This window comes from Isoptericola sp. Y541, assembly GCF_059445465.1.
The window spans coordinates 450,435-469,977 of record NZ_JCAIUJ010000002.1 but is presented as its reverse complement, the minus strand read 5'-3'; the positions used below and the strand labels follow the sequence as shown (position 1 = coordinate 469,977).

14 protein-coding genes are annotated in these 19,543 nt (G+C 71.8%); 11 read left to right on the top strand and 3 right to left on the bottom strand.

Features of this window, described 5'->3' with window-relative positions:
* Window positions 1-13 precede the first annotated feature (13 nt).
* From AC1C2V_RS06940 to AC1C2V_RS06900, 9 genes are all read left to right on the top strand, one after another.
* A complete protein-coding gene (locus AC1C2V_RS06940) occupies window positions 14-1,324 on the top strand; it encodes an ABC transporter substrate-binding protein (RefSeq protein ID WP_495388849.1) in 1,311 nt (436 codons plus the stop codon).
* Window positions 1,325-1,335: 11 nt separating this feature from the next.
* Window positions 1,336-2,289: a carbohydrate ABC transporter permease gene (locus AC1C2V_RS06935; RefSeq protein ID WP_495389134.1), complete on the top strand. Its 954-nt coding sequence runs from the start codon at window positions 1,336-1,338 to the stop codon at window positions 2,287-2,289.
* Window positions 2,286-3,251, top strand: coding sequence for a carbohydrate ABC transporter permease (locus tag AC1C2V_RS06930; protein ID WP_495388848.1), 966 nt, complete (start codon window positions 2,286-2,288; stop codon window positions 3,249-3,251). The genes AC1C2V_RS06935 and AC1C2V_RS06930 overlap by 4 nt, the downstream gene beginning before the upstream one ends.
* A gap of 50 nt (window positions 3,252-3,301) precedes the next feature.
* Window positions 3,302-4,027, top strand: a complete 726-nt coding sequence (locus tag AC1C2V_RS06925) for a hypothetical protein (RefSeq protein WP_495388847.1) — start codon at window positions 3,302-3,304, stop codon at window positions 4,025-4,027.
* Between the two features lie 663 nt (window positions 4,028-4,690).
* Entirely contained in the window at window positions 4,691-6,025 is a 1,335-nt protein-coding gene (locus AC1C2V_RS06920) for an ABC transporter substrate-binding protein (RefSeq protein ID WP_495388846.1), read from the top strand.
* Window positions 6,022-6,999 (top strand): carbohydrate ABC transporter permease, encoded by a 978-nt coding sequence (locus AC1C2V_RS06915; protein WP_495388845.1) that lies wholly within the window; start codon window positions 6,022-6,024, stop codon window positions 6,997-6,999. Before AC1C2V_RS06920 ends, AC1C2V_RS06915 begins: the two co-directional genes overlap by 4 nt.
* Window positions 6,996-7,916: a carbohydrate ABC transporter permease gene (locus AC1C2V_RS06910; protein ID WP_495388844.1), complete on the top strand. Its 921-nt coding sequence runs from the start codon at window positions 6,996-6,998 to the stop codon at window positions 7,914-7,916. Before AC1C2V_RS06915 ends, AC1C2V_RS06910 begins: the two co-directional genes overlap by 4 nt.
* 7 nt (window positions 7,917-7,923) lie before the next feature.
* The gene (locus AC1C2V_RS06905; protein ID WP_495388843.1) at window positions 7,924-11,067 is read left to right on the top strand and encodes a glycoside hydrolase family 2 TIM barrel-domain containing protein; all 3,144 of its coding nucleotides are present in this window, start codon (window positions 7,924-7,926) and stop codon (window positions 11,065-11,067) included.
* 204 nt (window positions 11,068-11,271) lie between these two features.
* Window positions 11,272-12,447, top strand: a complete 1,176-nt coding sequence (locus AC1C2V_RS06900; RefSeq protein ID WP_495388842.1) for a ThuA domain-containing protein — start codon at window positions 11,272-11,274, stop codon at window positions 12,445-12,447.
* Between the two features lie 73 nt (window positions 12,448-12,520).
* Here the strand turns inward: AC1C2V_RS06900 and abc-f are convergent, their stop codons facing one another.
* The 3 genes from abc-f to AC1C2V_RS06885 all read right to left on the bottom strand — a co-directional run bounded on the left by abc-f (window position 12,521) and on the right by AC1C2V_RS06885 (window position 17,650).
* Window positions 12,521-14,233, bottom strand: coding sequence for a ribosomal protection-like ABC-F family protein (gene abc-f, locus AC1C2V_RS06895; RefSeq protein WP_495388841.1), 1,713 nt, complete (start codon window positions 14,231-14,233; stop codon window positions 12,521-12,523).
* A 183-nt stretch (window positions 14,234-14,416) separates the two neighbouring features.
* Window positions 14,417-16,492 (bottom strand): beta-galactosidase, encoded by a 2,076-nt coding sequence (locus AC1C2V_RS06890; protein WP_495388840.1) that lies wholly within the window; start codon window positions 16,490-16,492, stop codon window positions 14,417-14,419.
* A gap of 138 nt (window positions 16,493-16,630) precedes the next feature.
* A complete protein-coding gene (locus AC1C2V_RS06885; protein WP_495388839.1) occupies window positions 16,631-17,650 on the bottom strand; it encodes a LacI family DNA-binding transcriptional regulator in 1,020 nt (339 codons plus the stop codon).
* 88 nt (window positions 17,651-17,738) lie between these two features.
* On the opposite strand from AC1C2V_RS06885, the gene AC1C2V_RS06880 reads away from it, so the two are divergent.
* Together AC1C2V_RS06880 and rhaI are read left to right on the top strand one after the other, a co-directional pair.
* The gene (locus AC1C2V_RS06880) at window positions 17,739-18,113 is read left to right on the top strand and encodes an L-rhamnose mutarotase (protein WP_495388838.1); all 375 of its coding nucleotides are present in this window, start codon (window positions 17,739-17,741) and stop codon (window positions 18,111-18,113) included.
* Between the two features lie 248 nt (window positions 18,114-18,361).
* A complete protein-coding gene (gene rhaI / locus AC1C2V_RS06875; protein ID WP_495388837.1) occupies window positions 18,362-19,543 on the top strand; it encodes an L-rhamnose isomerase in 1,182 nt (393 codons plus the stop codon).

Here is a 19,543-nt window from a genome sequence, read left to right as displayed (position 1 = left end):
CGAGGAGGCTCACATGAGGATCGCGCGCAAGGCCGCCGGCGCGGCCGCGGCGGCGGTCACCGTCGCCCTCACCCTCACGGCCTGCGGAAGCGGGCCCGAGGCCATGGACCCGGGCTCCGCCGAGAAGGTGAGCACCGACGAGGACATCACCATCTCCCTCGCGTGGTGGGGCGACGACGACCGGGCCGGCAAGTACGAGGAGGCCGTCGACGCGTTCGAGGAGGCCCACCCCAACATCACCGTCCAGACGCAGTTCCAGGCCTGGGACGACTTCTGGGTGGCCCGCGCCACCGAGGCCGCCGGCAGCGCCCTGCCCGACGTCGTGCAGATGGACCTGTCGTACCTGCGCCAGTACGGCGCGACGGGCCAGCTGCTGGACCTCAACGGCCAGGAGGGCGTGAACCTCGACCTCGACGGCGTCGACGACTCGCTGCTGGCGTCGGGCCAGATCGAGGAGGGTCAGTTCGGCATCCCGACGAGCACCAACACGCTCGCGCTGTTCTACAACGCCGACCTCGCGAAGAAGCTCGGCCTGGAGCCGCTCGCCGAGGGCTACACGTGGGACGACCTCGACGCCTGGATCGCCGAGGCCTCGAAGGGCGGGGCGGGCGAGGAGCCCGTGATCTACGGCTCCGGCGACTACACCGGCACCTTCTGGTTCTTCCTGCAGTGGCTCGTCCAGCAGGGCGTGGAGCCCTTCACCGCGGACGGCCAGCTCGGGTTCGACGAGGCCCAGATGACCGAGTGGCTGAACCGCGGCGAGGACCTGCGCGGCTCCGAGGCCTTCTTCCCGATCAAGCGGACCAAGCAGCTCGAGCCGCTGAGCGGCTTCACCAAGAGTGAGGTCGCGGGCGAGGCGAGCTGGGACAATTTCCTCGCGAGCTACGTCGCCGAGACCGGCCAAGACATCCAGATGCTGCCGATGCCCTCGGGCGACAACGGCCCCCAGCAGTTCTACAAGCCGTCGATGCTGCTCTCGGCGTCGGCCAACAGCGAGCAGCCCGAGGCTGCTTCGGCGCTCATCGACTTCCTCATCAACGACCCCGCGGTCGGCACGATCTTCGGCACCTCCAAGGGCGTGCCGGCGGTGCAGGAGCAGATCGACGCCATGGACGTCGAGCCGGGCTCCATCGACGAGCAGGTCGTGGGCTTCGAGGGTGACGTCGCGGACGTCGTGACCGAGTCCGCGCCCGTCCCGGTCGAGGGCTTCGGCGAGATCGAGGCCGAGTTCAAGCGCCTCAGCGAGGAGTTGCAGTACGGGAACCTGACCGTGGACGAGTTCGTCACCCAGTGGTTCTCGTTCGCCGACAGCACGGTGAAGTAGTCGTGAGTGCAGTGACGACGAGCTCGACGATCGACGCCCCTCGGGGGACGCAGCCCGCGTCCCCCGAGCGGGGGCGCGCACGCCGCCGCCGTGAGGCGGGTGCGGGGTTCGCGTTCCTGTCGCCGTGGTTGGTGGGGTTCGTGGTGTTGACGGCGTTCCCGATGGTGGCGTCGTTGTATCTGGCGTTCACGGACTATGACCTGTTCCGGCCGCCGTCGTGGGTCGGGATCGACAACTTCGTGAAGCTGTTCGACGACCCGAGGTTCTGGACGTCGGCGAGGGTGACGGCGATCTATGTGCTGGTCGGTACGCCGATCAAGCTCGCCGCGGCGTTGGCTGTGGCGATGTTGTTGAACATGCGGCATCGGGGGCAGGGGGCGTATCGGTCGATCTTCTACGCCCCGTCGTTGATCGGCGCTTCGGTGTCGATCGCGATCGTGTGGAAGGCGATGTTCATCGACGACGGCATCGTGGACCGCATCGGGCACCTGTTCGGCGCCCCGGCCGGCGGCTGGGTCGGGGATCCGTCCAAGACGATGCCGATGTTCGTGCTGCTCGCGGTGTGGACGTTCGGCGCCCCGATGGTCATCTTCCTTGCCGGGCTCAAGCAGGTCCCGGCCGAGCTGTACGAGGCGGCCGCGGTGGACGGCGCGGGCCCGATCCGGAAGTTCTTGCGGATCACGATCCCGATGCTGAGTCCGGTGTTGTTCTTCAACCTGCTGCTGGAGACCATCGGCGCGTTCCAGGTCTTCGGGTCCGCGTTCATCATCTCCGGCGGCACCGGCGGCCCCGCGGACTCGACGTTGTTCTACACGCTCTACCTGTACATCAAGGGCTTCGCCCAGTTCGACATGGGGTACGCCTCGGCCATGGCCTGGGTCCTGGTGATCGTCGTGGGAGTCATCACCGCGATCTTGTTCAAGACCTCCAACGTCTGGGTCCACTACTCCGGAGACAACCGATGAGCGCGGCGCCCCACACCTCTACTCCTGTGGCCACCGCGCCGCTGAGCGCCCAGGCCGCGGCCGTGGGCATCCCCGGCTCGCCCACGGGACCCCACATCGACCAGTCCTTGCGGCAGGCCGCCAAGCGGCGCCGGGGTGCCCGGTCGGCCGGGTTCCACGTCGCGATGATCGCGGCCACGATCGTGGTGCTCTACCCCGCCGCCTGGATGCTCACCAGCTCGTTCAAGCCCAGCAACGAGATCATCGGGAACATCAGCCTGTGGTCGGACAACTTCTCCTTCCACAACTTCGCCACCGCCCTGTCCGGCATCGGCGGGGTCGGGTTCTGGACCTTCTTCGGCAACTCCATGATCCTCGCCGTGGCGTCGGTGATCGGGGTGGTGCTGTCCTCCACGATCAGCGCGTACGCGTTCGCGCGGATCAGCTTTCCCGGCCGCGGGGTCTTCTTTGCGATCATGATCGGCACCCTGCTGCTGCCGTTCCACGTCGTGATCATCCCGCAATACATCATGTTCAACGAGCTCGGCCTCGTGAACACGTTCATCCCGCTGCTCGCGCCCAAGTTCCTCGCCGGCGAAGCCTTCTTCGTCTTCCTCATGGTCCAGTTCATGCGCAACCTGCCCAGAGAGCTCGACGAAGCAGCACGCATCGACGGCGCCGGACACGTGCGCATCTTTTCCGCGATCATGCTGCCCCTGATGCGCCCAGCGATCATCACCTCCAGCATCTTCGCGTTCATCTGGTCCTGGAACGACTTCCTCGGCCCCCTGCTCTATCTGAAGAAGCCAGACATGTACCCCCTGCCCATCGCGCTCCGCCTGTACGTCGACCAGACCAGCGTGTCGGACTATGGCGCGCAGATGGCCATGGCCGTCCTCGCGCTGGTGCCCGTGATGCTCTTCTTCATCCTCTTCCAGCGCTACATCGTCGACGGCGTCGCCACCCAAGGCCTCAAGGGCTGACGATGGCGCCCGGGACGTTGGAGCGGAGCAGGACGACGGAGGGAGCGGCGATGCCGACAGGGTCCGGGCGGGACGACGGGCGCGGCAGGCGCGACGGCAGAGGCGACCGCACGACCGACGGCAAGGGCCGCCGGAGGCGCGGAGGCTCCGGCGGCGTCGGCGAGACGCGGACCGGGGCGGCCCTCGGCCTCTTCGCCGAGGTGGTGCTCGCCGGGGTGCTCGTGGCCCTGGGCAGCGTCCTGCTGGTCACCGCGGTGCCGTCGCTGGCGGCGGGCGTGGCGCACGTCCGCCGCCAGGTCTCCGGTCACGACATCGGCGTGGCCCGGTTCGCGGCCGACTGGTGGGCCGCCGTGCGGGCGCTGTGGCCCCTGGGCCTGGCCGCCGTCGGGGTGGCGCTGCTGCTGGCGCTCGACTGGCAGCTCGCCCGGTCCGGGGTGCTGCCGGGGGCGGAGGCCGTGGCCGTGGTGGTCGCGATCGTTGCGGCGGCCGTCGTCGCCGTCCTCGCGCGCGCGGCTGGGGCCTGGGCCGAGTCCGCCTCTGGGTCCGGCGCACCGCCCGCCACAGGGGCGGGCGTCGACGGCTCGACAGTACGGCGGGCGCTGTCGATCGGGGCGCGGCGGGCGCAGGACGACCTGACCGGGTCGGTGCTGCTCGCCGCCGCGGCGGGCCTGTGCGTCGTCTTCGTCTGGATGCTGCCGCCGCTCGCGCTGGTGGTGGGCGGCCTCCTGGCGCTCGCGGTGGTGGGCGTGGAGACGCGCCGCACCTCCGCTGGTTGAGCTTGTCGAAACGACCGCTGGTTGAGCTTGCCGAAACCCGGTTTCGGCAAGCTCAACCAGGTGCGACACCCTGTGGTTCCGGCCGCCGGAGTACTTCGAGGTGGGGCGACGATCACGAACTCCGCGATCTCCCCCGCGCCAGGCGTCCCGGCTGCGGTTCGACGCCGAGGCCGCGACCGTCGAGCTCGAGCACCTGTACGGGTACGACGGCTCGAGCTGGACCGTCACCCCGGTCGAGGGCCGCGACGACGTCGCCGAGGCGTGGGTGGCCGACGCCGTGCGCTCGGTCGACAGCGGCCCGAGCGGGCACCTCGCGCAGCTCGTGCCCACCTGCCGCGCCCTGGTCGAGGGCCGGACGCCGCCGCTGACGGTGGCGGTGGCGGACACGCGCGCCTGGAGCTGGCGGCGGCGACCTACAAGTCCGCGTTCACCGGCACTCCCGTGCGCGCCGAAGAGATCGACGTGGCCGGCCCGTTCCACGCGTGGATGGCCGGGTCCGGCACGCCCTGGCTTCCCGTCCGCGGTCAAGGCCGTCGCTGGTTTCGACAAGCTCGACCAGCGACGGCCTTGACCGCGCGGACGGCCCCGCTGCTAGCGTGAGCGCGCTCACACGAGAGCCCGAGGCATGCGCCTCGACCGGACGTCACGACGAAGTGGGGACGGATGCAAGAGGTCACGAGACGGCAGCTCCTCGGCATGGGGCTCGCAGGGGGCACGACGGCGTTGCTCGCCGCGTGTGCCACACCGGGGACCACCTCGGTGAACGTGCAGCCGGTGGTCCCGGCCGCGGGGGAGAAGATCACGCTGACCTACTGGGCGTGGCTCAAGGACCTGCAGAAGGTCGCGGACGTCTGGAACGCCCAGCACCCGGACGTGCAGGTGGAGGTCTCCTGGATCCCCGGCGGGAACGACGGCGGGTACCAGAAGATGTACTCCGCCCTCGCGGCGGGCGGCGGCCCGGACCTCGCCCAGGTGGAGATGCGGACCGTGCCGGAGTTCATGCTGGTGAACGGCCTGGTCGACCTGGAGCGGTACGGCGTCTCCCAGTACGCCGACCGGTTCGACGAGACGCTGTGGAGCCAGGTGAGCTTCGCCGGCGGCGTCTACGGCATCCCGCAGGACTCCGGCCCCGTGGGGATGTACTACCGCCCGGACCTGTTCGACCAGGTGGGCGCCGACGTCCCGACCACGTGGGCGCAGTGGGCCGAGGTGGCGCCCGCGTTCCGCGAGGCCGGCGTCTACATCGACGCGTTCCCGCTGGACGACACGTCGGTGTTCGCCGGGCACGCGATGCAGGCCGGCGCCACGTGGCTGCGCAGCGCCGAGGACGGCTGGGTCATCGACATGGCGAACGAGGTCACGCTGGACGTCGCGCGCTTCTTCGACAAGGCGATCGACGACGACCTGGTGACCACGGCCGCCAACCCCTTCAGCCCCGGCTGGTACGCCGCCGCGGCGCACGACCAGATCGCGTCCCTGGTGGGCGCGAGCTGGGGTGACGCGCTGCTGCAGAGCGTGAGCGGGGCCGAGGGGAAGTGGCGCGTGGCGCCCGCCCCGCGCTGGGACCACGGGTTCGGCTCGTCGTTCATCGGAGGGTCGACGGCCGCGGTGCTCGCCAACTCCCCGCACCCGAAGGAGGCGATGGAGTTCGCCGTCTGGATGACGACGAGCCCGGAGGGGATCGACGCGATGATCGAGCACTCGGGCATCGGCTGGTCGCCGGCCCGCGACTACATCGGCGCCGCGCGGGAGGAACCGAGCGAGTTCTTCGGTGGCCAGCGCTACAACACCGAGGTGTTCGCGCCGGCCACGCTCGACCAGAACCCCGACTGGCAGTGGTGGCCCATCACGCAGCAGACGTTCAACATCCTCGGCGACGGGTTCCGGGGCAAGGCGACGGGCGGCACGCTCGTGGACGCTGTCGTCGCCGCCGAGGTGCGGACCATCGAGGTGTTCCGGCAGAAGGGCCTGACGATCCGGAAGGCGGAGGACCGATGACCGCACCGACCCGACAGACTGCAGAGACCGCACCCACCGGCCCGGCGGCGGATGCCGGCACCTCCCCGCGGCGGCCCGCCACCAAGCGCAGCACCAGCGTGGGCCGCGCGCCCTGGCTCCTGGTGTCCCCGTTCCTCGTGCTGTTCCTCCTGACCTTCGTGCTGCCGATCATCGTCGCGATCGGGCAGAGCTTCACCACGGTCACCCGCGCCGGCCTGTTCGGCGAGCAGGGCGTCACCACGGGCTTCGCCTGGTTCGAGAACTATCGGATCGCGCTGGAGGACGGGAACTTCATCGCGTCGATCTGGCGGATGATGCTGTTCGGCGTCGTGCAGGTGCCGGTGATGATCGTCGCCGCGACCGTGCTGGCCCTGCTGCTCGAGTCGGCGTCGGCGCGCTGGCCCGGCTTCTTCCGGGCGACGTACTTCATGCCGTACGGGATCCCCGGCGTCATCGCGACCATCCTCTGGTCGTTCCTCTACGTGCCCGGGCTGAGCCCGATCATCGACCTCTCCGAGACCCTGTTCGGGTTCACGCCCGACTTCCTCGGCGCCGGCACGGTGCTGTGGTCGATCGCGAACATCGTCACGTGGACGTACGCGGGCTACAACATGCTCATCATCGTCGCTCAGCTCAAGGCGATCCCGCCCGAGCTGTACGAGGCGGCGCGCGTCGACGGCGCGGGCCCGTGGCGCACGGCGTGGAGCATCCAGCTCCCGCTCATCCGCCCCGCACTGGTGCTCACCACGGTCTTCTCGATCATCGGCACGCTGCAGCTCTTCGCGGAGCCGCAGCTGCTGAAGAGCGTCTCCCCGGCGATCGACTCGCAGTTCACGCCCAACCTGTCCGCCTACACGACCGCCTTCGCGTACAACGACTACAACGTGGCGGCCGCCCAGTCGGTGCTCATCGCGCTGGTCGCGTTCGCGCTGTCCTTCCTCTTCCTCCGGCTGACGAACAGGAGCTCGCGATGACCGCCACCACCGTCTCCGCCCGGCCGGCAGAACCCTCCGTGGACGCGCCACGCAAGGCCCGCGCCGGGCGTGGCGGACGTCGTCCCGCCACCACGATCCTCGTCACCGGCATCCTCGTCGTCGTCGCGATCTACTTCCTCGTGCCCGTGTACTGGGTGGTCGTCGCCGCGTCGAAGACCACCGACGACCTCTTCGGCACCAACGGGTTCTGGTTCGGCGAGACCTTCGCGCTCTTCGACAACCTCGCCGCGGTGCTCACCTACGGCGACGGCGTCTTCGTGCGCTGGCTGGGCAACTCCGTGCTGTACGCGGGCGTGGGCGGTCTGCTCGCGACGTACCTCGCGGCAGCCGGCGGCTACGCCCTGGCCAAGTACGCGTTCAAGGGGCGCAACCTCATCTTCGGGCTCGTGCTCGGGGGCGTGCTCGTGCCCGGGACGGCGACGGCGCTGCCGCTGTTCCTGCTGTTCAGCCAGCTCGGGCTCGCGAACACGTACTGGAGCGTGCTCATCCCGTCGCTCGTGTCGCCGTTCGGCTTCTTCCTCTGCCGCATCTACGCGGACTCGACGGTGGACACGTCGCTGGTGGAGGCCGCCCGCATCGACGGGGCGGGGGAGCTGCGCATCTTCCACACCATCGGGCTGCGGATCATGACGCCCGCGCTCGTGACGGTGTTCCTGTTCCAGATCGTCGGCATCTGGAACAACTACTTCCTCCCGCTGGTCATGCTGAGCGACCAGGACCTTTACCCGATCACGCTCGGGCTCAACAACTGGAACAGCCAGACCGACCGGCTGCCCGAGTTCTACGAGCTCACCACCGGGGGCGTCCTGCTCTCGGTCATCCCGCTCGCCGTCGCCATGATCGTGCTCCAGCGGTTCTGGCGCGGCGGACTGACGGAAGGTGCTGTCAAAGCATGATGGCTGCATGACCTTGCTCTCGCTTCCGCACGAGTCCACGACGCCCTGGTCCGGGCGGGTCGACCCGCCCCGCGCGGCGCTCACCAGCGACGCGCCCCGGCTGTCCCTCGACGGCACCTGGGGGTTCCGGCTCCTGCCCGGGGTGCCGGGCGCGCCGGGGGCGCACGGGGTGCTGCCCCCCGGCGAGGAGCCGGCCGACTTCGCCCAGCCGGGCTACGACGCGGAGGGGGCCGGCTGGGGGGAGATCCCCGTGCCGGCGCACTGGGTGCTGGTGGGCGACGGCGCGTACGGCCGCCCGATCTACACGAACGTGCAGTTCCCCTTCCCGGTGGACCCGCCGCACGCGCCGGACGAGAACCCCACGGGCGACTACCGCCGCGAGGTCGACGTGCCGGCGTCGTGGACCGAGGGCGGGCGCGTGCTGCTGCGGTTCGACGGCGTGGAGTCGTTCTTCACGGTGTGGGTGAACGGCGAGGAGGTCGGGTCCGCCTCCGGCAGCCGCCTGGCGCACGAGCTGGACGTCACCGAGGCGGTCCGGCCCGGCGTCAATACGGTCGCCGTGCGGGTGGTGCAGTGGTCGGCGGCCAGCTACCTCGAGGACCAGGACCAGTGGTGGCTGCCCGGCATCTTCCGGGACGTCACGCTGGCGCACCGGCCCGTCGGCGCGCTCGACGACGTGTGGCTGGACGCAGACTTCACGCCCGGCACCGACCCGGCCACGGGGGAGGGCACGCTGGTGCCCGAGCTGCGGGCCGGCGACGGGGCGTTCCCGGTGCGGCTGCGCGTGCCGGAGCTCGGCGTCGACGTGACCTGGGAGACGGCGGCCGACGTCGCGCCGGTCGCGGCGGGCGACGTCGAGCCGTGGTCGGCCGAGGCGCCGAGGCGCTACGAGGCGACCGTGACGTCGACGGGCGAGACCGTCACGCTGCGGGTCGGGTTCCGCCGAGTCGAGATCGTGGGCGACCGGCTGCTCGTCAACGGCCGGCAGGTGACCTTCTCGGGCATGAACCGGCACGAGACCCACCCCGACCGCGGCCGCGTCTTCGACGAGGAGCACGCCCGGGCCGACCTCGCGCGGATGAAGCGGCACAACGTCAACGCGATCCGCACCAGCCACTACCCGCCGCACCCGAAGGTGCTCGACCTCGCCGACGAGCTGGGCCTGTGGGTGATCCTCGAGACCGACCTCGAGACCCACGGCTTCGAGGCCGGCGGCTGGGTCGGCAACCCCAGCGACGACCCGCGCTGGCGCGACGCCTATCTGGATCGCGTGCGGCGCACGGTGGAGCGCGACAAGAACCACCCCAGCATCGTGATCTGGTCGCTCGGCAACGAGTCGGGCACCGGGCGCAACCTCGCGGCGATGGCGGAGTGGGTGCACGGGCGCGACCGGTCACGGCCCGTGCACTACGAGGGCGACTACGCGGGCGAGTACACCGACGTCTACTCGCGGATGTACTCGACGGTTCCGGAGACGGAGTCGATCGGGAGCGACGACGCGTTCTCCCCGCTGCTCGGCTGCTCCGTCGCCGACTCGGCCCGGCAGCGCTCCAAGCCGTTCCTGTTGTGCGAGTACGCGCACGCGATGGGCAACGGCCCGGGCGCCCTCGACCAGTACCGCGAGCTCGTGGACACCCACCCGCGCCTGCACGGCGGGTTCGTGTGGGAGTGGCGCGACCACGGCCTGCATACCACCACGCCGGACCCTTCGACAGGCTCAGGACGGCGCGGCGTGGAGTACTTCGCCTACGGCGGCGACTTCGGCGAGGTCGTGCACGACGGCAACTTCGTCATGGACGGCATGGTGCTCTCCGACGACACGCCGAGCCCCGGCCTCACGGAGTTCGCGCACGTCGAGCGGCCGGTCGTCGTGCGGCCCGTCGTGACCACCCAGGGCGGCCTCGGCTCCGGGGTCGTCGAGGTCTGGAACCGGCGACACACGGCCGACACCGCGGACCTCGAGCTGCGCTGGCGGGTGGAGCACGACGGCGAGGTGGTGGCCGAGGGCAAGGCCGCCGTCGAGGACGACCCTTCGACAGGCTCAGGACGACGCGCCGGCATACCGGTCGCCGCGGGGGAGCGGGCGGCCTTGACACTGCTCGACCCCGCCGCGCTGCCCGCCGTGACGCCGGGTTCCGAGGCCTTCCTCACCGTCGAGCTCGTGCTGCGGGAGCAGGCGGCGTGGGCCGACGCCGGGCACGTCGTGGCGCGCGACCAGTGGGCGCTGCCGGCTCCCGCCGCCGTCCGGGAGCACCGGCGTCCGGTCGTGGCGCTCGCGGACGCGCCCGTCGCGTTCCGCGGGCCGGAGCTTGTTGAGCTCGCGGGGGCCGTGGTCTCCGCGCCGCGCGTCGAGCTGTGGCGCGCGCCCACGGACAACGACGAGGGCTCCGCGATGAGCAGCTACGACGCGGACGACCCGGCCACCCTGCCGTGGCGTGGCACGCCCGCGCCGCCGGTCGCGGAGCGCTGGCGTCGCCAGGGCCTGGACCGCCTGGTGCACCGCACCGTCGACGTCGAGGAGACGCCCGAGCGCCTGCGCGTGCGGCGGGTCGTGTCGGCGGCCCAGAGCAGGGCGACGCTCGACGTCGAGGAGACCTGGACGGCCGAGCGGTCCAAGGAGGGCGTCGTCGAGGCGGTGCTGCGGGTCGTCGTCACGCCGAACGACGCGTGGGACGACGTGTGGCCGCGCGTCGGCGTGCACGTCGCGCTGCCCACGGACGTGGACGGCGCCGGCTGGCTCGGCCTCGGGCCGCACGACTCGTACCCCGACGTGCGCGGGTCGGTCGTCGTGGGCCGCCACCGCGCGGGGATCGGCGACCTGACCGTTCCGTACGCGCGGCCGCAGGAGTCGGGGCACCGCTCCGAGGTGCGCGAGCTCGTGCTCGAGCGCGACGGCCGGCCGTGGCTGCAGGTCACCGCCCGTCGGGACGCGCAGGGCCGCCTGCCCGGGTTCACGCTCGCCCGGCACTCCGCGCACGAGGTCGCTCGCGCCGCGCACCCGTACGAGCTGCCGACGCCCACGCAGCACCACCTGTACGTGGACGCCGCCCAGCACGGCCTGGGCTCCCGCGCCTGCGGGCCGGACGTGTGGCCGACGGCGATGCTGCGGCCGCAGGCCCGCACGATCGAGCTCCGCTGGCGCGCCGTGTGACGCCTCTCGAGACCCGGCGCACAGGGGACGAGCTCGGCACCTCCCACATCGGGGTGCCGGCCCCGAGGTGCTGGTCCTGAGCAACCCGCTCGCCGACCCGGTCGCCGGGTCGGCGAGCGTCCGGGACGACAGCTCTTGGCGACGATCGGCGCTCCACGCGCTACGTTGGGCGGGCCACGTCAGCTGCATGCGCAAAGGAGCGTCATGAGCATTCGTTCGAAGGCATCCCTCACCCGTCCTCAGGCATCGTTTGCGCGTCGCACCGCGGTCGTCGCCACCAGCGCCGCGCTCGGCGTGGGCTTGGTCGCCGGGGCGCCGGCCGCCACCGCAGACGACGACGACAAGATCCTCGTCGTGGGCAAGACCCTCGGCTTCCGCCACTCCCACATCGACGACACCACGCACGCCCTCATCGACCTCGGCGCCGAGCACGACTTCACGGTCGACGTGTGGGACCCGCCCAACGACTCGGCCGGCTGGTGGGGCCCGGGCTCGCCCGGCCAGCCCGACCTGACGATGGACTCCACGCCGTTCACCGGCCCCGAGGACCTGGCGCAGTACGCGTCGATCGTCTTCGTCTCGCCGGTGGACAACACGAACAGCCTCGATCCCGACCAGCCCCGCCTGCTCGACGACAGCGAGCTCGCCGCGCTCCAGGGCTACGTGCACGCCGGGGGCGGCGTCGTCGGCATCCACGCCGCCACCGACACGATGCACACCTCCGGCTGGTTCACCCAGCTCATGGGCGGTGGCGCCCGGTTCCAGAACCACCCGCAGCAGCAGACCGCCACCATGCGCGTGGAGAACGCCGCCCACCCGTCCATGGCCGGGGTGCCGCTGGAGTGGGAGCGCTGGGACGAGTGGTACAACTACACGCTCAACCCGCGCGGCGACGTGCAGGTGCTGCAGACCCTCGACGAGTCCACCTACTCGGGCGGCTCCATGGGCGACGACCACCCGATCGCGTGGTGCCAGAACTTCGAGGGCGGCCGTTCCTGGCACCAGGGCGCAGGCCACGTCGACGAGGCATGGACCGACGACGCCTTCCTCACGATGGTGCTGCGCGGCATCGAGTGGACCGCCGGCCGGGTCAGCGGCGGTGGGGACTGCGTGACGTTCGGCGAGGTCGACGAGCTCGTCTCCGCGCTGCCCACCGACACCGTGCGCGACGTCGTCGCCGTGCGGCAGGTGACGGCACGCCTCGACGCCGCCGAGGCCGTCGCGGACGACGGCGACCGGGCCACCGCCCTGCGGCACCTGCGCGTCGCCGAGCGGCTCGCCAGGGCGCTCATCTCCGACCGTGACGCGGCCGGTGCGCTCGCCGACAAGGTTGCCGACCTGTCCGCCTGGCAGCGGGGCCTCGTCGTCGGCGGCAGCTGAGCCCACCGGGAGATGCGAGGCCACGTGACGCAGCGTGGCCTCGCGCTCCGTGTGGCCGCGACCAACCGGCAGCTCACACCCCCCCGGGCGAGCGATCCACACGTGGGTCCCTCGGAGGAAGTGACCGCGCCTTGCCGGTGTCCGCCACGATCACGCCGCCGTCGAGCACGATCCGCCGGCCGCGGAACCGCTCGCGCATCGTGCGGTCGTGCGAGATGAGCACGAGCGTCCCCTCGTACGCGGTGAACGCGCGCTCCAGCTCCTCGACGAGGTCGGGCGAGAGGTGGTTGGTCGGCTCGTCCACGAGGAGCAGGTCCGTGGTGGTCGTGACGATCCGTGCGAGCTCGAGCCGGGACCGCTGCCCCTGGGACAGCTCCCGGATCGGGCGGGGCAGGTCCTCCGGGCGGAACAGGCCTGTCGCGAGCAGCGCCTCCGCGTGCTCCTCCAAGTCGCCGGGCCGGCCGGCGGCGAAGCCGTGCAGCACCGTGCGCGCGTCGTGCGCGGTGAACGCGCCCGCCTGCCGCAGGTGCCCGACCTCCCCTTCGGCGCGGACCGTGCCGGCATCGGGCGCGACCTCGCCCGCCACCAGCCCCAGCAGTGTGCTCTTGCCCGCGCCGTTCGCGCCGGTCACGAGCACGTGCTCGCCCGGGGCCACGGTGAGCCGCGGGACGGCGAGGCGCCGGCGCACCTCGACGTCGCGGAGCTCGACCGCCCCGCGGCGGGGCGCGGCGCCGTCGACATCGGCCGGCGTGGTGGCGACGTCGGTCCGGAACTCCGCGCGTTCGGCGGGTCGCTCGGCGGGGTCCTCGGTCAGCCGCCGCACCCGCTCCTTGGCGTTGCGGATGCGGCCGGTGGCGCCGTGGGTGCGTGAGCGTGACCGGAACGCGCCCGAACCGAACGAGGCCATGGGGAGCTTGCGCGGGATCTGGCCCATCCGCTCCGCGTTGGCGTCGGCGATCCCTCGCTGACGCCCGAGGTCGGCGCGCCAGCGCTCGTACGCGAGCCGCGCCTGCTCGCGCTCGGCGTCCTTGGCCGTGAGGTAGCCCGCGTACCCGGCGCCGTACCGGCGCGCGATGCCGCGGTCGACCTCGACGAGCGTGGTCGTGAGGGCGGTCAGGAAGGCGCGGTCGTGCGTGACGGCGACGACGGTGCCGTCGTGGGTGCGCAGGCGGTCCGTCAGCCAGTCGAGGGCGTCGTCGTCGAGGTCGTTGGTCGGCTCGTCGAGCAGCAGCAGCTCCGGGTCGGCGGCGAGCGTCGCCGCCAGCGCGAGCCGGGAGCGTTCCCCGCCCGACAGCGAGCCGAGCGGCCGCCCGCGGTCCAGGCCGGGCAGACCGAGGCGGTGCAGCGCGACGTCGACCCGGTGGTCCGCGCCGTGCCCGTCGCGGGCGTCGAAGCGCGCGGTGAGGGCGCCATAGCGCCGGATCGCGTCGTCCAGCGCGTCCCCGTCCAGCGAGCCGAGCGTCCGCTCGAGCGCGGAGATCTGCGCCTCGAGGCTGCGCAGGTCGGCCAGCAGGTGGTCGATCGCGTCGGCGACCGTGCTCGCGGGCGGCAGCCCGATCACCTGCGGCAGGTAGCCGGTGCCGCCCGGCGCGTGCACCGTGCGGGTGCCGTTCTGCGGCTCCAGCGTGCCGGCGACGACGCCGAGCAGGGTGCTCTTGCCGGAGCCGTTGTCGCCGACGACGCCGACACGCTCGCCCGGCGAGACGGTCAGGTACAGGCGGTCGAGCACCACGCGGTCGGCGTAGCGCAGGGTGATGTCGGTGAGGGTGAGCTGTGACGGGTCCATGGGCGGGACTCCTTCCGTCGTCGGCATCGACGACCGTGATCGGTGGTGGGCGCACGAACGCCGACGCGGAGCGGTCCTTCCGGACCTGCTCGACGCGTCGGCGCCGGTGTGCTCACAGAGTGCCCATCGCCGTGCACTCTACGCGTCGGGTGCGCGAAGCGCACGGGAATTATCCGTCGAGGGTCAGACGACCCGCACCACGCGCACCGCGCCGGCCGGCACGACGAGCGTGCCCTCGACCGCGTCGCCGCTCAGCAGCTCGGTGCCCGTCACGGGAGCGCCCCCGGTGCCGAGCGTCGCCTCGGCGTCGGTGTGGTTGATCGCGAAGAGCCACGACGTCGCGCCGTCGTCCGACCACCGCCGCACGACCTCCACCCCCGCCGGCGCCACGACGTCTGGGCCCACGCCCGCCTCCGCCACCAGCCGCTCGGCCAGCGCGCCGAGGCCCTGCTCGTCGAGCCGCGTCGCGACGTACCAGGTGCGGCCGGCCCCGACCTCGCGCCGGGTGATCGCCGGCCTGCCCGCGAGGGTGCCCCCCTCGTACGACGCCACCACCTCCGTGCCCTCCGCGACGCGGGTCTTCTCCGTCCACAGGTCCGCGACGGACTCGCCGCCCACGGCCTTGCCCACGACGCGCACGGTCTCGCCCTCCTGCAGCGGGGCGAACTCCTCCGTGCGCACGCCTAGCAGGTCGCGGAACGCGCCGGGGTAGCCGCCGAGGCGCACGTGGTCGTTCTCGTCGACGATGCCGGAGAAGTACGTGACGACGACGGTCGCGCCCCGCTCGGCGGCGGCGGCCACGTTCGCGGCGTCGGCGTCGCTCACCAGGTAGGTGGTGGGCAGGACGACGAGGTCGTAGCCGTCGAAGTCGGCGCCCGGCGGCACGAGGTCGGTCGTGACGCCGAGCCGCCACAACGCGCGGTACCAGGCCTGCACCTGGTCCATGTAGCGCAGCTCCTGCGACGGGTGGGAGTCGAGCTCCGACCCCCACCACGACGGCCAGTCCACGACCACGGCGGCGCGCGAGCGCACGCGCGAGCCGCGCACCTCGCCGACCGCCCGCAGCGCGCGGCCGAGGGTCACGACGTCGCGCCAGACGTCGGAGTCGCGGCCGGCGTGCGGCACCATCGCCGAGTGGAACTTCTCGGCGCCGGCCCTCGACTGGCGCCACTGGAAGAACATCACCGAGTCCGCGCCGCGGGCCACGTGCTGCAGCGAGTTGCGCAGCAGCTCGCCGGGCTGCTTGGGACTGTTGCGCGGCTGCCAGTTCACCGCCGACGTCGAGTGCTCCATGAGGATCCACGGGTCGCCACCCGCGATGCTGCGCGCCAGGTCACCGGAGAACGCCAGCTCGACGTGCCGGTCGGGATCGGCAGCGACCGTGTAGTGGTCGTTCGCGACGACGTCGAGCTCGGGCGCCCAGGAGAAGTAGTCCATGCCCTTGGTGGTGCCGTGGGCCATGAGGTTGGTCGTGACGGGCACGCGCGGGGTGATCTCGCGCAGGGTGTCGCGCAGGTCGAGGTAGTAGTCGAGCAGCGCGTCGGAGGAGAACCGGTCGAAGTCGAGCTGCTGGGTGGGGTTGGCGAAGGTGGGCGCGGTCAGCGGCGGCAGCACGTCGTCGAACGACCCGTAGCTCTGCGACCAGAAGGCGGTGCCCCACGCCTCGTTGAGCGCGTCGACCGTGGTGTAGCGCTCGCGCAACCACTCGCGGAAGGCCGTCGCGGCGGCGTCCGAGTAGTCGCGCGGCACGTGGCAGCCGATCTCGTTGTCCACGTGCCACAGGGCGAGCGCCGGGTGGTCGCGGTAGCGCTCCGCGATGCGGGTGGTCATGCGCAGCGCGTAGTCGCGGTGCACGGGGTGCGTGACGGCGTACGACTGGCGGCCGCCCTGGTGCAGCACCGTCCCGTCGGCGAGCCGGGGGAGGATCTCGGGGTGCCGACGCGTCAGCCACGGCGGGGGCGACGCGGTGGCGGTGGCGAGTGCCACCTGGATCCCGGCGGAGTGCAGGCGGTCCATCGTCTCGTCGAGCCAGGCCCAGTCGAGCTCGCCCTCGCGTGGCTCGATCGTGGCCCACGAGAAGATCGCGACGCTCAGCACGGTGACGCCGGCCTCGCGCATGAGCTCGAGGTCCTCGAGGCGCACATCCTGCGGCCATTGCTCGGGGTTGTAGTCGCCGCCGAAGCCGAGGCCGGTGATGCCGGCGTTCCATGGGCGGACCTGGGCGGGGTCGAAGGACTCCGGTGTGGTGCGTCGTCGCATGGCACGAGTCTGCCATTGAATCGATGTAACCGAGAAGCGCTTGCTGCCCGTGTCCAGGCGCCGAACGGGCAGTTGTGCACGGAATGGGGGCGGGGCTCAATCCGCGCGCAACTGCCTGTTCGGCAGCGGTCGAAGGTGTCAGCCGACGCCGGTGGTGGACTCCCGCACCACGAGCTCGGGCTGGAACGTCACCTGCTCCACGGAGTCGTCCGGGTCGAGCAGCAGGTCGGCGGCGCGGTGGCCGAGCTGGTGGGTGGGCTGGCGCACGGACGTCAGCGGCGTCGCGAGCTCGCCGGCGAAGGTGACGTCGTCGTACCCGACGACGGCCATGCCCGAGGGCACGGGCACACCCGCGGCGCGCAGGCTGCGCAGCGCCCCGAGGGCCGTGAGGTCGTTGACGCACATCGTGGCGGTGGGGCGGTCCGTCAGGGCGAGCACCTGTTCGGCGCCGGCCTGCCCGCCGTCCGCGTTGAGCGTGGAGATCGTGACCTCGACGAGCGCCTTCCCGGGATCGAGCCCGAGGTCGACGAGCGCGTCGCGCAGGCCCTCGCTGCGGTCGGCGCACTGGCGGATCGTGTGCGCGCCGTTGAGGAACGCGATGCGCTCGTGCCCGAGGCCGACGAGGTGGCGGGCGGCCGCGCCGGCGCCCGCCCGGTCGTCGACGGCCACCGACGACAGCGTGTCGACGGGTGAGGGGCGGTCCAGCAGCACCACCCGCAGCCCGCGCGCGCGGAGCGTCTCCAGGTGCTCGACGTCCGGGGTGGACGGCACCACCATCACGCCCTGCACGCCGTGCTCCTCGAACAGCCGCAGATAGCGCGCCTCGCGCTCCGGGTTCTCGTCGGAGCTGGCGAGCATGAGCGTGTAGTCGGCCTCCTCCAGCCGGTCCTCGATGCCGCGGGCCACGTCGGTGAAGAACGGGTTGGACACGTCGAGCACGATGGCGCCCGCGGTCGTGATCGTGCCGGCGCGCAGCTGGCGGGCGGAGCCGTTGGGGACGAAGGCGAGGTCGTCGATGGCGGCGAGCACGCGCTCGCGGGTGGTGGGCGAGACGCGGTCGGGGCGGTTGAGGACGTTCGAGACGGTGCCGACCGACACCTTGGCCAGGCGCGCGACATCGCTGATCGACGCGCGGCGGCGGCGGGCGGTCGTCGTCATCTGTGCTCCTCGGGTTAGGGCGCCTCGTCGCGCCTGGGCTCCAGGGTAGAGGTTCCTGTGCGCCGGACGGGCTTGCTACGTTCATCGTATGAACCGTTTCATCGACGACGCGGCAACGACGCACGTCTGCTTCGTGTCCCGGGTGCGGCGCGACCGCCTCGACGAGTACCGCGCGGCCCATGTCGCCGTCTGGCCCGAGATGCTCGAGGCGCTGGCCGAGACCGGCTGGCACGACTACCGCCTGTTCCTCGGGGCCGACGGGCTGCTCGTCGGCATCCTGCGCACCGACGACTACGAGCGCGCGCAGCGCGACATGGGAGCGCGCGAGATCAACGACCGCTGGCAGGCGCAGATGAAGGACTTCTTCGAGCCCGCCGACGGCCGCCCGGACGAGGGGTTCGTGCAGCTCGAGGAGGTCTTCCACCTCGAGTCGCAGCTCGGGGCCGCCCGCCGCGCCGACTGACCGCCGACCTGTCAGGCTCACGTCGACGTATATGCGCTCCTGACCCTGACAACTCCTGGCCGCGGGAGTTGTCAGGGCCACGAACCCGTATACCCGGTCCTGGCCCTGACAACTCGGGAGCGTGGGTTCGAACCCGGCGGTCGGTTGACGCGGCCTCGGCGCGCACCTAGGCTATGAAACGATTCAAAGCGCGGGACGCACGACGCCCGCACCATCATCGCGCGAGGGAGCGCGGACGAGGAGGAGACATGACGGCGACGACGCCCGTGCTCGACGCACGGCTGCGCAAGGCCCTCGGCGAGCAGGCCATCGAGCTGCCCTCGTGGGCGTTCGGCAACTCGGGCACCCGGTTCAAGGTCTTCGGCACGCCGGGGACGCCGCGCGACCCGTACGAGAAGATCGCGGACGCCGCGCAGGTCAACGCGTACACCGGCATCGCCCCGCGCGTGTCGCTGCACGTGCCGTGGGACCTGGTGGACGACTTCTCCGACCTCGCACGGCACGCCAAGGAGCAGGGCGTGACGATCGGGATGATCAACTCGAACCTGTTCCAGGACGACGACTACAAGCTCGGCTCGCTCACGCACATCGACCCCGCGGTGCGGCGCAAGGCGATCGCCCACCACGTGCAGTGCATCGACGTCATGCGGGCCACGGGGTCGAAGGAGCTGAAGGTCTGGCTGCCGGACGGCACCAACTACCCCGGGCAGGACTCGATCCGCGCCCGCCAGGACCGGCTCGCCGAGTCGCTCGCGGAGATCTACGCGGAGCTCGACGACGACCACCGCATGGTGCTCGAGTACAAGTTCTTCGAGCCGGCGTTCTACCACACGGACGTGCCGGACTGGGGCACCTCGCTGCTGCACTGCCTCGCCCTCGGCGAGAAGGCCAACGTGGTCCTCGACACCGGCCACCACGCACCCGGCACCAACATCGAGTTCATCGTGGCCCAGCTGCTGCGCCAGGGCCGGCTCGGCGCGTTCGACTTCAACTCGCGCTTCTACGCAGACGACGACCTCATGGCCGGCGCCGCGGACCCGTTCCAGCTGTTCCGGATCATGCACGAGATCGTGCAGGCCGAAGCGCTGCGCCCGGAGTCGGGGGTGAACTTCATGCTCGACCAGTGCCACAACATCGAGGAGAAGATCCCCGGCCAGATCCGCTCGGTGATGAACGTCCAGGAGGCCACGGCCAAGGCGCTGCTCGTCGACGCCGAGGAGCTCGACGCGGCACAGCGTTCCGGCGACGTGCTCGACGCCAACGGCGTGCTCATGGATGCCTACAACACGGACGTCCGCGGGCTGCTCGCCGACCTGCGCACCGAGCAGGGGCTCGCCGCCGACCCGATGCGGGCCTTCGCCGCCTCCGGCTACGCGGAGCAGATCGCGGCGGAGCGCGTGGGCGGCCAGCAGGCGGGCTGGGGCGCCTGA